Below are 13,818 nucleotides of genomic sequence, written 5' to 3'. Positions count from 1 at the left end.
TAACGTTTATTCCTCAATAATTAAAACATGATGTTATAGCGATAACATCATATTACTGAGTTACCTATAACGATATGGGTAACCTAACCAAGCTCCTTTAGCTAAATGCTTTTTATGCCGCTTATGTTTCGCTTCACTCAATCGCTTTATCTTTAAACTGCTATAACAAAACACTGCAATAAATAACCCACTGAACAACATGATTATCGTCGGTGCGGGTGCGCTATCAATAAAGAAACTAATATAAATGCCTAAGAAAGAGCAACTACTGGCAATTAATACGCTAATAACTAACATTTTATAGAAATTTCTAGTGACTAAAAATGCAATAGCACCTGGCGTAATTAACATCGTGATCACTAAAATCATACCTACCGCTTTTAACGCAAACACGATAGTAATCGATAAAATAGACAATAAAGCATAATGTAAAAAACGCACAGATAACCCCATAACTTGCGCATGTTGCTTATCAAAAACAAAAAGTAATAGATCTTTGCCTTTTATAAATAAAAAAGCACAGACAACTAAACTAACAAGAGCAACTTCACCTATCCCTTGCCAGCTACTGCCTAGTAAATCCCCAAAAAGAATTTGGTCGAGGTGTACGTCAGTTTCTATTTTGGTCATTAATAACAAACCTAATGCAAACATCGATGAAAATACAATTCCCATGACCGTATCCTCTTTGAGACGACTATGCTCTTTAATATAACCAGTGCATACAGCGCAACTAATGCCTGCGACGAAAGCACCAACAGCAAAAGGAATCGCTAAAACATATGCGATCACGATACCCGGCAATACAGAATGAGAAATAGCATCTCCCATTAATGACCACCCTTTTAAGACTAAAAAACAAGAGAGTAAAGCCGTTGGAACAGCTAATAACAACACCATCACAAATGCTTGTTGCATGAACTCAAATGTAAAAGGAGATACAAGAGATTCAAATAGAGCCTGCATGAGCAACCTCCCTTTTATTTTTTTGGTTTAAATGGGTTGAATGGTTCGAAGACTTCACCGTTGGCTGAGCTGTTGATTTATTGGTTGATTGCGAGGCGCCCTGAGTCACTGGCTTTTGCTTCTTTCTGTTACTTATTAAGCCGTATTTAGGTGCAAAAAAGAAACTAATCACAAAAATAAGCGTTTGAAATAAAACAATAACTCCGCCTGTCGCACCATCAATAAAATAACTTAAATAAGCACCAATCAAGGACGACAATGTGCCGATAGCAATGCTAATAAAAATAACATTACTAAATTTATCACTTAATAAATAAGCAGTTGCTCCAGGAATAACCACCATCGCTATCACCAAAAATGCCCCCACTGTTTGTAATGCAGCCACGGTAGATGCACTCAATAAAGTAAAAAAAATAATTTTTAAGCCCGTAGCATTCAAACCAATACTTCTAGCATGTTGCTCATCAAAAAATAACACCATAAAATCACGCCATTTTAGGGTTAATGCAATCAGCGTAATAAAGCTAATTAATAAGAGCTGTAACGTATCGTAAGGGGAGATTGCGAGAATATTACCTAGCACTATAGTTTGAATATTGACCGATGTAGGACTCAATGAGACCATGAACAAACCAAGTCCGAAAAAAGAAGTGAAAATGATACCAATAATCGCATCTTCTTTAAGTTTTGAACGTTGATTTAAAAATAACATGACCGTTGCTGCTAAGCCTCCAGAAAAAAAAGCCCCAACAGCAAAAGGTAACCCCAACATATAAGCCCCTGCGACCCCTGGTACTATCGAATGAGAAAGTGCATCGCCAATTAACGACCAACCTTTCAACATTAAATAAACGGACAGAAAAGCACAAACGCCCCCTACCAAAGCACTTACAAATATTGCATTAACCATATATTGATAACTAAAAGGTTCTAATAAATAATCAAACATAACACCCTCTACTTTGATTGGTTAATTACGGTATTCGTATGTTGCTCACCATATAAAACAACGGGCCGTTCATCATCACTGATCACTGTCACTTGACGTTTATCATCATCATTATGTAAAAGGTCGCCTGCGAGAACGAAATGACGTAGTGCCCCACCAAAGGCTTTTTCTATATTTTTAGGTGTAAATACTTTCGCTGTTTGGCCTTCATCTAAAATGGTTCGGTTAATGAAAACAGTTCGATCACAAAACTCAGGAATGCTGCCTAAATTATGTGTCGAGACTAAAATAATCTTTCCTTCTTCCCTGAGTGCTTTTAATAGCACCATAATTTGTTCTTCTGTTTTTACATCAACCCCTGTAAATGGTTCATCTAACAAAATAACCTTACTTTGTTGGGCTAATGCTCGGGCTAAAAAAATACGTTTCTTTTGACCACCTGATAATTCGCCAATTTGGCGTTTACGGTAGCCTTGCATATCAACACGTAACAAAGCTTGCTCAACCAATTCCTGATCTTTTTTGGTGCTCATACGCAACATGTTCATGTGCCCATAACGTCCCATCATCACAACATCTTCAACCAAGATAGGAAAATCCCAATCAATCTCTTCAGTTTGTGGCACGTAAGCAACGACATTTTTTTTCAACGCTTGTTTAACCGTTAGCCCTAATATATTGACCGAGCCTGTTTTCAAGCTCACTAACCCCATGATTGATTTAAAGACGGTTGATTTACCGCTGCCGTTAACACCAACTAACGCCGTAATTGAGCCTTCCGGTAAACTAAAGGTCGTATCATGGATGGCAGTGAAACCATTACGATAAGTCACACTGATATTGTCGACTTTAATATGGTCTATTTCGGCATAGTTGGTATTCGTATTATTCCCGTTAACTTTACTTGTTATCATTACTGACTAATCCCCTTTGCAATATGACTCAAGGTTGTTGTAAGTAGGTCAATATAAGTCGGTACCGGGCCATCCGCTTTGCTTAATGAATCAACATAAAGGATGCCTGCATAATTAGCATCGGTTTCTCTGGCAACTTGCAAGGCAGGTTTAGCTGAAACGGTGCTTTCACTAAAGACTGCGGTTATATGGTTCGAGCGTACAAGGTCTATTACTTTTTTAACTTGTTGAGGAGTGCCCTGAGAATCAGAGTTCATCGGCCAAAGGTATAACTCTTTTAAATTGTAATCTCGTGTTAGGTAACTAAAAGCCCCTTCACTAGTCACTAACCAGCGTTTATCTTCAGGAACGGCGGCAATGGCAGCTTTAAAAGGAGCCACAGCATCTGTTATTTCTTGACTGTATTGTTTCGCATTTTTATTATACGTTTTACTATGCGGAGGATCGTATTTAACTAAGGCCGCTCGAATATTTTCAACGTAGATCAATGCATTAGGAGCAGACATCCAAGCATGTGGATTAGGCTTTCCAGTATAAGTCCCTTGTGTAATCCCCATTGGCTGAATATTGTTAGTCACAACAACTTTAGGCACGTCTTTTAAATTATTAAAAAACTTATCAAACCAAAGCTCTAAGTTAAGTCCATTATAAATAATCAAGTCTGCACCTTGAGCGCGACGTAAATCACCAGGCGTTGCTTGATAATTATGAATCTCAGCATTTGCTTTGGTAATTGACTCAACAATAGCGGCATCACCAGCTACATTTTTAACCATATCTGCAATAACTGTAAAAGTAGTAATTACTTTAAATTTTTCTTGATTAGCAGCAAAGCTACTTTGCGATTGGAATGTAAATATAAAAATAAATAGTAAAGGTCTAAACATACTGCATCTGTTTCCACATAAGACTAAAGTGAAATTAACAATAGCAGTGCTTAAACACAATCGCAAATGATATTCATTATCGTTAAGTTTTATTGTGCGTTTAGATCTAAAAAGCTGAAATAGAAGTGGCTCATTAATATCATTAAGCCTTTTATTGAACAAAAGCTTTACACTATTCTGTTATTACCGATTGATTGTTTTAACCTAAAAAAATACACTTCTATTTCTTTAAACAATAAGTGAACTAAAAAATGAAAAAAATTGCTTTAATTCTATTAGGTGGCGCACTACTAACTGGTTGCCAAACGACTAGCTCAGACCTTACTGCAGCAGCTAATTCAGCAGCAACTTCGGCGACTAACTCTGCAACAAGTACAGCGACTGCTGCGACTAGTAGCGCAACTAACTCAGTAACAAGCTTAACAAGTGGTCTTCTTGATACAAACTTTCCAAGCCTAAGCTGTTCTGCAATCAAACAAACATTTGTTGATTATGAAGCACAAGTAGCAAGTCTTGAAAGTGGTTCTGGTTTGCTAGCAACGGCTGGTGTGAGTACTGCAAGTGCAAAAGCTCAACTAGATAGTGCTTACGACACAGCAAAAGAAACAGCAACGCCTGTTATGAGCGCTAAAGGCTGTAGCGAAACGCTATAAGCTACAAGCATCAAATCCAGCTTCGCTACACAGCGAGGCTTTTTTACTAACAGTAATAACCCGCTCATAATCACTCTCTCAAAATGGCACTTAATGCTTATACAAACATTACACATATCATCGTCCTTAACATTACACCAAACATCGTACCCAATATAACTGCAGTCATAATACAGAGATAACAACTACCTCTGTCACCATCTCTGAATTTAAAGCTATTTGTACTCATTAAAAGCCTGCTTTTTAGCGTTACATATCTGTAACAAAATTAACTATTTGGATTCATTTATAGGTTAAAAACCTCTGGAATAATAATCATTACTATTAGTGATGGAATATTTATTATAAAGCATTAATTTCAGCTCATTTTTTGTTTTCTCTGTAGCATTTATTAGCTCATAATTGCTTTATAATCCCAGTATTATTAATGGCAGGTGTTAGACAATGACCCAAAGAATTAAAATCAAAGAAATTAAAAGTACTCATAAAAATAGTGCTGATCGCTTTAACCCAAGTAATCGAATTTATGTACGTGCCGTTTATGGTTTTTTTCAAAAATTACGTAAATTTACTGGATGGGGATTAATTTTATTCTTTATTGCAATGCCAATGATTCGCTGGGATGGACATCAAGCCGTATTATTTGATGTCGATAAACAACAATTCCAACTATTCGACATGTTATTTTTTCCACAAGATTTAACCTTAGTTGCCTGGGTCTTTATCATAGCCGCCTTTGCCTTATTCTTTTTTACCACCTATTTAGGACGAGTTTGGTGTGGTTATACTTGTCCACAAACAGTCTGGACCTTTATTTTTATCTGGTTTGAAGAACGTTTTGAAGGAACAGCGAATAAACGAAAACGACTTGATGAAATGCCTTGGGACTTTAATAAAGTATGGCGAAAAACAGCTAAGCACACAGGTTGGTTGGCTGTCTCATTATTAACAGGCTTGGCATTTTGCTCTTATTTTGTGCCCGTTGAAAAACTCTATACCGATTTTTTCACTGGTCAAAGTAGCATGCTCGTTTTAATCATGATTTTTATCTTCACATTTTCAACCTATGCAAATGCAGGATGGATGCGATCTATTTTCTGTGTTCACATGTGTCCTTATTCTCGCTTCCAATCTGCTATGTTCGATAAAAATACCTACAGCGTTGGCTACGATGCAACACGTGGTGAAAAACGTGGTCCTCGTTCACGCAAGGTTGACCGTAATGAGACAGGGTTAGGTGATTGTGTAGATTGTGACTTATGCGTACAAGTTTGTCCTACTGGTATCGATATTCGAGATGGCTTGCAATACGAATGTATTAACTGTGGTGCTTGTATTGACGCTTGTGATCAAACCATGGACAAAATGGGCTATCCTCGAGGATTAATTTCTTATACATCAGAGCAAGTATTAGAGGGCAAAGAAACCAAACTATTGAGACCAAAAATCATTGGTTATGGGTTGATGTTGTTGGTCATGGTAGGGTTATTTATTGTCAATCTCAGTACGTTAACCAACGCTGAAATGGAAATTTTACGCGATAGAAATTCGCTTTACCGTGAAAATGTAGATGGCTTAATAGAAAATACGTATACATTAAAAGTCATCAATAAAAGCACTGATGCACAAGTCTACCGCATTACTTTTGCAGGGTTAAAAGACGCAACATTAATTGGACCAAAACAAATAACCATCCAATCTGGAGAAGTATTTACACAGCCAATTTCAATTGCTGTTGACCCGTATGATATTAAAGCGAAAAAAATAACCCTGACTATCAAGCTAACTAATGTAGATAATAATGAAGTGATTGAACAAGATGCTTCGTTCTTTCTTGGACTTTAATTATTAGCTAAGCTGTATTAATAAATACTAGATTTGCTATCTTAGCTTTGTAAAGGCGCGCTAACACTTTAGCAGCGCCTTTTTTATTGGAGAAATATAATGTCTAGCGCCAGTTTAACCTATCAAAAGCTCACTCCTGAGTGCCAATTAGATGCTTTAGCAAGTATTGGTATTTATCCTGAAACAGGTTTATTAGCTTTAAATTCTTATGAAAACCGCGTGTATTCATTTACTGATGAAAACCAACATCGCTATGTGGTTAAATTTTATCGACCAGAACGCTGGAACGAACAACAATTGTTGGAAGATCATACCTTTTGTGAACGTTTGCTAAATGCTGGTTTAAATCTTTCAACCCCCTTAGTTTTTGAAGATAAAACGCTGCATTCTTTCGCAGGGTATTATTTTTCACTCTTTAATAACCTATCAGCACGCTCTTTAGCCGTAGATGATATCGATAGCCTATATGATGTAGGCATTGCATTAGGAAAACTTCATAAGATAGGTGCAAAGCATCAATTTATTGAACGTCCCACTTTAAATGTCATCGAAAAAATCAATTTAGCTGCCAGCGACCTAATGAATTGTCAGCATATTCCTAACGCGATCAAAGCCCCTTTATTTGAAACCATTGATAAGATTAAATATAAAATTAGTAATGCTAAATTAAGTGCATTACCAATGATTGCAATACATGGGGATGCTCATGCAAGTAATATACTTTTAAAAGATGGTCAACCTTACTGGGTCGATTTTGATGATTGTAAAATGGGACCTGCAGTACAAGATGTCTGGATGTTATTGAATGGGGATAGACAGGAACAGCTATTACAATTATCAATGATTTTAGAGGGTTACCAAGAAGAAAATGACTTTAATACCGATCAACTCGCTCATATAGAGAGTCTTAGAACGATGCGCATCATTGATTATGTGAGCTGGATCAACAAAAGATGGAGCGATCCTGCATTTTCTCGAAACTTTCCATGGTTTATAACTGACCAATATTGGAAAGAGTTGTTACAATCTCTGCAACATCAGTTAGTATTATTAGATGAAGTTCCCCTTACACTTCAACCACAATATTAATTAACACCCTAAAATGACAATAAAGGAACATATAATGAAAAAGGTTTTTGCTCTATTAATTGGCCTAGTACTGCTGCCATTAAGTGTTAATGCTGCAGATTTTAAAGAAGGCACTAACTATGAAGTTATTAAACAAACAGCAACTGAAAAACCAGAAGTATTAGAGTTTTTCTCGTTTTACTGCCCGCATTGCTTCAAGTTTGAACCACTAATGGAAAAACTAGCACAAGATCTACCTTCAGATGTGACAATTAAAAAGAGCCACGTTAACTTTTTAGGTGGTGCAATGGCTGATGAAGTCACAAAAGCTTACGCAGCTGCAGATCTATTAGATGTTAAAGAAGAAGTAACAAGTATTATATTTGACCGCATTCATACGCAACGTAAAGCGATTAGCAGTCAAAAAGATATTATCGATATCTTCGCTAAAGCAGGCGTTTCAGAGAAAGATGCAACAGCTGCATTAGCAAGTTTCCCTGTAAATGGTATGGCTTCACAAATGAAACGTAACACAGAAAACTTTAAAGTACGTGGTGTTCCAACACTGATTGTTAACGGTAAGTACAAAGTAAATACTGGATCAGTAAAAAGCGTTGAAGAGTTCACTGAGTTAGTGACTTTCTTAACTAAAAAAACGGACTAATACGTTTTTTAAACACCTCACTCTAAAATAAAAAGCCACTTTAGTGGCTTTTTTTATTTTTATGGCATAATAGCGCCGTCAAGAAGGGGAGATGACCGTTGAAAACGATGTTTAATAATGCAGCACAAATGAAAAGTGCTATTAAAGAACTGCATAACCACAAAGAATCTACGAAGGCACAAGTGGTTGCTATTAGTGGAATTGAAGGTAGTGGTAAACGCGAACTAACCGAAAAAATTGCCGCAGCATTAACCCTAGATGGTTTGAATGTTGCTGTTATTCATACCGATGACTGGGAAGCAAATAAGAACGTTCGCTTCAATGTAATGAACAGTCCCGAAGAATATTATCTTAATGCTTACCGTTTCGATGAAATGTTCGAAGAGTTAGTATTGCCTTTAAAGCTGTTTGGCAGCATTAAAACATCTGTTAATTTAGATGATGCCGAATGCCCTCGACAAGTAGACTATAACTTTGAAAATATAGATATTATTCTTATTGAAGGCGTATACCTTTTACAAGAAGCTTATTTAGATCTATATGATTATAGCTGTTGGGTAAAAAGTAATTTTGATACCGCATTAAAACGCTTACATGAACAAGTTAATATTGAAGAGTCACAAGAAGCCTTAGTCAATTTATTTGAATTACTCATTAAACCGGCAGGGCAATATCACCTTTATGCTGATGACCCAATCGGTAACAGCAAATCAATCTACCTTGAACAAGCCAGCGTGCCGAATGAGTAATCATGAAGCGTTTACTCAACAAAGTATTCATAGCGCTTATATGCACTTTGAGCGCAACCAATGGGCCGATTTACGGGACAACGTTAAGTTAACGCTATCTGAAGACGATATAAGCCAATTACAGGGCATTAATGAGTCATTATCAATGGAAGAAGTGGTCGATATTTATTTGCCTCTTTCTCGCTTATTAAACCTTTATGTAGAAGCTCGACAATACCGCCATACCGTACGCGATACCTTCCTTAACTCTCATAATGATAAAGTTCCTTATATCATCGGTATTGCAGGTAGTGTGGCCGTAGGTAAAAGTACTTCTGCACGTATTTTACAGGCATTGCTATCACGTTGGCCTGAGCATCCGAAAGTGGCTTTAGTCACCACAGATGGCTTTTTGCGCCCTAATAAAGACTTAGTTGCACGTAACTTAATGCATAAAAAAGGTTTCCCAGAAAGCTTTGATACCAAAGCATTAATTGAATTTGTTTCAGCCATAAAATCAGGCCAAAAAGAGATTACAGCACCTATTTATTCTCACTTAACCTATGACATTATCCCTGACAAATCATTGCAATTTGAAAAGCCTGATATCGTTATTTTAGAAGGCTTAAATGTATTACAAACGGCAGGGTTGAACGATCCAGAGCAATCTCACCGTGTTTTTGTTTCTGACTTTGTAGACTTTTCTATTTTTGTTGATGCCGATACTGACTTATTAAAAACATGGTATATCCAACGTTTTTTAAAGTTTAGAGAAGGTGCTTTTACCGATCCAAATGCTTATTTTCATAGCTATTCGAAAATGAGTAAACGTGAGGCGATTGCCATAGCATCAAAGATTTGGGATGAAATAAATGGGATTAATTTAGAAGAAAATATTAGACCAACACGTGACCGTGCTAATTTAATCTTAAAAAAATCGATTAATCACCAAATCAGTCAAGTAAAGTTACGCAAATAAAAGTAGTTAAGTTTATAAGAAAGAAACAAAAAAGGCGCTAATAGCGCCTTTTTTAATTTTATCGGTCTAGCTTAATCAGCTTAAAGGATAATATCTTTTAAATCCGGATCTTTACGGTCCAAGTAATGCGTAGAATGAATACGACGTATTGTACGCGACTTACCACGTACTAATAATGTTTCTGTTGTCGCTAAACGCCCATTAACCGATACGCCTTCAACCAAATCACCTTTAGTGATACCCGTTGCCGAGAAGATAACATTGTCGTTCTTTACTAAGTCTTCAAGCTTTAATACTTTGTTGACTTGAATGCCAGCAGCTTCACAACGTGCAACTTCTTCTTCACCAATACGAATATTCTCTTCTGTCGGGCCTTTAACCATCGGACGAGGAATTAAACGAGCTTGCATGTTACCGTCTAGTGCACGTACTACAGCAGCCGATATAACGCCTTCTGGCGCTCCACCAATACAATACAATACATCAACTTGATTTTCTGGCATACACGCAAGTACAGAGATAGCAACATCACCATCAGGGATAGCAAATACACGGACGCCGATACCTTGCATATCTTTAATAATACGATCGTGACGAGGTTTTGCTAGTGTCGCAACCGTTAATTCAGAAAGAGATTTACCTAACGCTAACGCAATCGCTTTTAAGTTCTGTTCTAAAGAAAGCTCTAGGTCGATAGCATCTTTTGCGCCAGGACCAACAATAAGTTTTTCCATGTACATATCAGGAGCACGTAAGAAGCTACCTTTTTCGCCAACAGCTAATACTGCAAGCGCATTTGATTGCCCCATTGCCGTCATACGCGTACCTTCGATTGGATCAACCGCAATATCAACCGCATCACCCGATCCAGTCCCTACATGTTCACCAATATATAACATTGGTGCTTCATCTATTTCACCTTCACCGATAACGATTTCACCATCGATATCAATTTGATTAAAGATAAGGCGCATTGCTTCAACAGCAGCACCATCGGCAATATTTTTATCACCTCGACCTAACCATTTATATCCAGCTAATGCAGCTGCTTCTGTTACTCGAGAAAATTCTATTGCTAGTTCGCGTCTCATTTTATGAGCTCCCAGTTTTTTAAATCTAATTGAAACAAGTGTTGTTAATGATAAAGCGCATCAATTAACAAACCTTGCTTTTAAGTATCTTTATTAACGATATTTTTTACTGCTTGTTTCAGTTTCAGCATTGCTTGTTCAATCAAGTCATCTGAAATATTCAAAGCAGGTGCGAAACGTAATACATTTGCACCAGCAACTAAAATCAATAAGCCTTGTTGTGCAGACTCTAAAAAGAAGGTTTTTGCTTGATCTTTGTATTGTTCGTTTAATACTGCGCCCAACAATAAACCTGCACCACGAATTTCTTTAAACACTGAAAATTCATCGTTGATGGCTTCTAGATGTTGACGTATTAATTGCTCTTTGTGTTTAACGCCTGACATCATCTCTTGAGTATTAATAAGGTCAAAAGCCTTCCCCGCAACAGCACAGGCTAATGGATTGCCACCAAAAGTCGTACCGTGTGTACCTACTTTCAAGTGTTCTGCAAAACATGTTTTTGTTAACATCGCGGCAATAGGAAAACCTGCACCCAGTGCTTTAGCAGAAGTTACAATATCAGGAGTGACATTCAACCCCATGTAAGCAAATAACTCACCCGTTCTTCCCATACCTGTTTGTACTTCATCAAAAATCATTAAAGCATTGTGCTTATCACACAACGCTCTGACACCTTGTGCAAATTCTGGCGTGATCGGTAAAACACCACCTTCACCTTGTAAAGGTTCTAAAATAACAGCACAGGTTTTATCTGAAATAACCTTTTCAAGCTCACTCAAATCGTTATATTCAAGGTGCGTAATATCAGCAGGTTTAGGACCAAAACCATCTGAATAAGTAGATTGTCCACCAGCGGTAACAGTGAAAAAAGTACGACCATGGAAGCCTTGGTAAAAAGCAATAATTTCTGTTTTCTGAATACCAAATTTATCGAATGCAACACGACGAGCTAATTTTAAAGCAGCTTCATTAGCTTCTGCACCTGAGTTAGCAAAAAACACTTTTTCAGCAAATGTATTATCCACTAGTTTTTGTGCCAAGCGTAATGCTGGTTCATTAGTATAAATATTACTAACATGCCATAATTTTTGTGCTTGTTCTGTTAGCGCCGTAATTAGTTCAGGATGGGCATGACCCAAAGCATTAACCGCAATACCACCAGTTAAATCAATATATTCGTTATCTTCTTGGTCCCACACTCGAGAGCCTTCACCGCGTACAGGGATCATTTCTAACGGAGCATAGTTTGGCACCATAACTTGATCAAATAACGGACGGGTGATATGAGTGTCTGACATAAAAAAATCCTCTGATAATTAGCAAAGTTTATAAAAGATGGTTTGTAAAAGCCTTAATATACGCACTTATTTTGACAATCCAATAGCTTGTCCAATAAAATTATTGAGCAATACTAAGCCTTGCTCTGATCGAATACTTTCAGGATGAAATTGTACACCCTCTAATACCATTTCTTTATGACGAATCGCCATAATTTCCTGACTTTGTATGACTCTTGCTGAAATATCAAAACAAGATGGCAAACTGGCTTCTTGTACAATTAAACTATGATAACGCGTTACATCTAATGGATTGTTCAATCCTTTAAATAGACCTTTGTTATCATGCTCAATTAATGAGTTTTTCCCATGCATTACTTTATCAGCACGTATGACATTTGCGCCAAATACTTGAGCAATGCTTTGATGGCCTAAACACACACCTAAAATAGGAATTTTTCCAGCAAAACGTTCAATAGTTGCCAATGACACACCCGCTTCATTAGGAGTACAAGGGCCTGGTGAGATAACAATATGGTCAGGGTTTAAATCTGCAATTTCTTGTAAGCTGATTTGGTCATTACGCTTTATGATCACTTGTTGTTTTAGTTCACCAAAATACTGAACTAAGTTATAGGTAAAGGAGTCATAATTATCGATCATTAGGAGCATAATTCAATTTCATCTCAAACATAAAGATCCATTTTAACATTAGTAACGTATGTAATCCTAATAACATTAAGGGATGGTCATGAGTAAAACAGCGGATAGCAATAACAACGTTTTAATAACAGGCGCTTCTGGTTTAATTGGGAGTGCACTAGTGCCATTCTTAGAAGCACAGGGCTATATTGTTCATGCTTTGCAACGTACTCCTGACTCAACCCGACCTTATTGGAATATAGAAAAACAAGAAATACACCTCAATGGATGCCCAACTCCTAATATTATTATCCATCTAGCAGGTGAAAATATTGCGAATTCTCGCTGGACAACAAAAGCAAAAGAAAAAATCACTAACAGCCGCATACAATCAACACAACTTTTAGTCGACTTCATCAACAACAGTGCAACACCGCCAAGTCTGTTTATTTGTGCTTCAGCTATTGGATTTTATGGCGATAGAGGGCAACAACCGGTAGATGAAGGAACCTCAAAGGGCAAAGATTTCGTCAGTGAATTGGCGGATAGGTGGGAACTGACTTGCCAGCAGATAACATCGCCAAAAACACGCATTGTTAATCTACGTACAGGTATTGTTTTAAATAACAAAGAAGGGGCCTTAGCGAAAATGTTACCAGCCTTTAACATGGGCTTTGGTGGGAAAATAGGTTCTGGCAAACAAGTCATGAGCTGGATAGATTTAAAAGATCAGTTAAATGCTATTTTATTTATTATTGAACAATCAAAGTTGGTTGGCCCTATTAACTTAGTTTCACCACATCCAGTCAATAATAAAACCTTTTCCATTATATTGGCTAATATTCTAAAACGTCCTTGCATATTGCCATTACCAGCATTTTTAATAACGCTACTATTTGGACAAATGGGTAAAGAATTATTACTTTCAAGTACTAACGTACGTCCTACAAAGTTATTAAAAGCGGGCTTTAAGTTTGAATACGAATTATTAGAAGACAGTTTAAAACATCAATTGAAGTAACACTTTAAATAGTTGTACGAAAAGAAATTCTATAGGTAGGTAAAACTAGGTAAATAATTTCTGGTATTCCAGAAATAGGAAAGGGCAGCCGAAGCTGCCCTTAATTTAGTCTTTCTATCGAATCCGTGATA

General features: G+C 37.0%; 14 protein-coding genes. 7 read left to right on the top strand and 7 right to left on the bottom strand.

The window, feature by feature from the left end; genetic code table 11:
* Positions 1–60: 60 nt before the first annotated feature.
* Genes V6255_RS14890 through V6255_RS14875 form a run of 4 tightly spaced genes read right to left on the bottom strand, consistent with a single transcriptional unit; the run spans position 61 to position 3,716 of the window.
* A complete protein-coding gene (locus V6255_RS14890) occupies positions 61–966 on the bottom strand; it encodes a metal ABC transporter permease (RefSeq protein ID WP_341628877.1) in 906 nt (301 codons plus the stop codon).
* Positions 950–1,915: a metal ABC transporter permease gene (locus tag V6255_RS14885; protein ID WP_341628876.1), complete on the bottom strand. Its 966-nt coding sequence runs from the start codon at positions 1,913–1,915 to the stop codon at positions 950–952. The genes V6255_RS14890 and V6255_RS14885 overlap by 17 nt, the downstream gene beginning before the upstream one ends.
* An 8-nt stretch (positions 1,916–1,923) precedes the next feature.
* Positions 1,924–2,829, bottom strand: a complete 906-nt coding sequence (locus tag V6255_RS14880; RefSeq protein ID WP_341628875.1) for a manganese/iron ABC transporter ATP-binding protein — start codon at positions 2,827–2,829, stop codon at positions 1,924–1,926.
* Entirely contained in the window at positions 2,829–3,716 is an 888-nt protein-coding gene (locus tag V6255_RS14875) for a metal ABC transporter substrate-binding protein (protein WP_341628874.1), read from the bottom strand. Before V6255_RS14875 ends, V6255_RS14880 begins: the two co-directional genes overlap by 1 nt.
* A 251-nt stretch (positions 3,717–3,967) precedes the next feature.
* Between V6255_RS14875 and V6255_RS14870 the strand changes: the two genes are divergently transcribed.
* The 6 genes from V6255_RS14870 to coaA all read left to right on the top strand — a co-directional run bounded on the left by V6255_RS14870 (position 3,968) and on the right by coaA (position 9,653).
* Positions 3,968–4,369: a hypothetical protein gene (locus V6255_RS14870; RefSeq protein WP_341628873.1), complete on the top strand. Its 402-nt coding sequence runs from the start codon at positions 3,968–3,970 to the stop codon at positions 4,367–4,369.
* Between the two features lie 444 nt (positions 4,370–4,813).
* Positions 4,814–6,214 carry a cytochrome c oxidase accessory protein CcoG gene (ccoG, locus tag V6255_RS14865; protein WP_341628872.1) on the top strand — a complete coding sequence of 467 codons (1,401 nt, stop codon included), beginning with the start codon at positions 4,814–4,816 and terminating at the stop codon, positions 6,212–6,214.
* 99 nt (positions 6,215–6,313) lie between these two features.
* Positions 6,314–7,303, top strand: coding sequence for a serine/threonine protein kinase (locus tag V6255_RS14860; protein ID WP_341628871.1), 990 nt, complete (start codon positions 6,314–6,316; stop codon positions 7,301–7,303).
* A 34-nt stretch (positions 7,304–7,337) separates the two neighbouring features.
* On the top strand, positions 7,338–7,946 hold the full coding sequence (locus V6255_RS14855) for a thiol:disulfide interchange protein DsbA/DsbL (RefSeq protein WP_137297719.1): 609 nt from the start codon (positions 7,338–7,340) through the stop codon (positions 7,944–7,946).
* 107 nt (positions 7,947–8,053) lie between these two features.
* Positions 8,054–8,695, top strand: a complete 642-nt coding sequence (locus V6255_RS14850) for a uridine kinase (protein ID WP_341628894.1) — start codon at positions 8,054–8,056, stop codon at positions 8,693–8,695.
* Positions 8,688–9,653 (top strand): type I pantothenate kinase, encoded by a 966-nt coding sequence (gene coaA, locus V6255_RS14845; protein WP_341628870.1) that lies wholly within the window; start codon positions 8,688–8,690, stop codon positions 9,651–9,653. The genes V6255_RS14850 and coaA overlap by 8 nt, the downstream gene beginning before the upstream one ends.
* 80 nt (positions 9,654–9,733) lie before the next feature.
* Here the strand turns inward: coaA and glpX are convergent, their stop codons facing one another.
* From glpX to V6255_RS14830, 3 genes are all read right to left on the bottom strand, one after another.
* Positions 9,734–10,744, bottom strand: coding sequence for a class II fructose-bisphosphatase (glpX, locus tag V6255_RS14840; RefSeq protein WP_137297716.1), 1,011 nt, complete (start codon positions 10,742–10,744; stop codon positions 9,734–9,736).
* 80 nt (positions 10,745–10,824) lie between these two features.
* Positions 10,825–12,045 (bottom strand): aspartate aminotransferase family protein, encoded by a 1,221-nt coding sequence (locus tag V6255_RS14835; protein WP_341628869.1) that lies wholly within the window; start codon positions 12,043–12,045, stop codon positions 10,825–10,827.
* A 66-nt stretch (positions 12,046–12,111) separates the two neighbouring features.
* Entirely contained in the window at positions 12,112–12,696 is a 585-nt protein-coding gene (locus V6255_RS14830) for an aminodeoxychorismate/anthranilate synthase component II (RefSeq protein ID WP_341628868.1), read from the bottom strand.
* 79 nt (positions 12,697–12,775) lie between these two features.
* Here V6255_RS14830 and V6255_RS14825 point away from each other — a divergent pair, with 79 nt between their 5' ends.
* The gene (locus V6255_RS14825) at positions 12,776–13,687 is read left to right on the top strand and encodes a TIGR01777 family oxidoreductase (RefSeq protein WP_341628867.1); all 912 of its coding nucleotides are present in this window, start codon (positions 12,776–12,778) and stop codon (positions 13,685–13,687) included.
* Positions 13,688–13,818 lie beyond the last annotated feature (131 nt).

The sequence above is a fragment of the Psychromonas arctica genome (genome assembly GCF_038155225.1).
GTDB classification, from domain to species: Bacteria; Pseudomonadota; Gammaproteobacteria; order Enterobacterales; family Psychromonadaceae; genus Psychromonas; species Psychromonas arctica_B.
The sequence above is the reverse complement of the archived record's forward strand: the minus strand, read 5'-3'. Positions and strand labels throughout refer to the sequence as shown.

Coding starts and splice junctions, on each gene's coding strand:
- V6255_RS14890 (WP_341628877.1), bottom strand. CDS start 966: ATGCAGGCTCTATTTGAATCTCTTGTATCTCCTTTTACATTTGAGTTC.
- V6255_RS14885 (WP_341628876.1), bottom strand. CDS start 1,915: ATGTTTGATTATTTATTAGAACCTTTTAGTTATCAATATATGGTTAAT.
- V6255_RS14880 (WP_341628875.1), bottom strand. CDS start 2,829: ATGATAACAAGTAAAGTTAACGGGAATAATACGAATACCAACTATGCC.
- V6255_RS14875 (WP_341628874.1), bottom strand. CDS start 3,716: ATGTTTAGACCTTTACTATTTATTTTTATATTTACATTCCAATCGCAA.
- V6255_RS14870 (WP_341628873.1), top strand. CDS start 3,968: ATGAAAAAAATTGCTTTAATTCTATTAGGTGGCGCACTACTAACTGGT.
- ccoG (WP_341628872.1), top strand. CDS start 4,814: ATGACCCAAAGAATTAAAATCAAAGAAATTAAAAGTACTCATAAAAAT.
- V6255_RS14860 (WP_341628871.1), top strand. CDS start 6,314: ATGTCTAGCGCCAGTTTAACCTATCAAAAGCTCACTCCTGAGTGCCAA.
- V6255_RS14855 (WP_137297719.1), top strand. CDS start 7,338: ATGAAAAAGGTTTTTGCTCTATTAATTGGCCTAGTACTGCTGCCATTA.
- V6255_RS14850 (WP_341628894.1), top strand. CDS start 8,054: ATGTTTAATAATGCAGCACAAATGAAAAGTGCTATTAAAGAACTGCAT.
- coaA (WP_341628870.1), top strand. CDS start 8,688: ATGAGTAATCATGAAGCGTTTACTCAACAAAGTATTCATAGCGCTTAT.
- glpX (WP_137297716.1), bottom strand. CDS start 10,744: ATGAGACGCGAACTAGCAATAGAATTTTCTCGAGTAACAGAAGCAGCT.
- V6255_RS14835 (WP_341628869.1), bottom strand. CDS start 12,045: ATGTCAGACACTCATATCACCCGTCCGTTATTTGATCAAGTTATGGTG.
- V6255_RS14830 (WP_341628868.1), bottom strand. CDS start 12,696: ATGCTCCTAATGATCGATAATTATGACTCCTTTACCTATAACTTAGTT.
- V6255_RS14825 (WP_341628867.1), top strand. CDS start 12,776: ATGAGTAAAACAGCGGATAGCAATAACAACGTTTTAATAACAGGCGCT.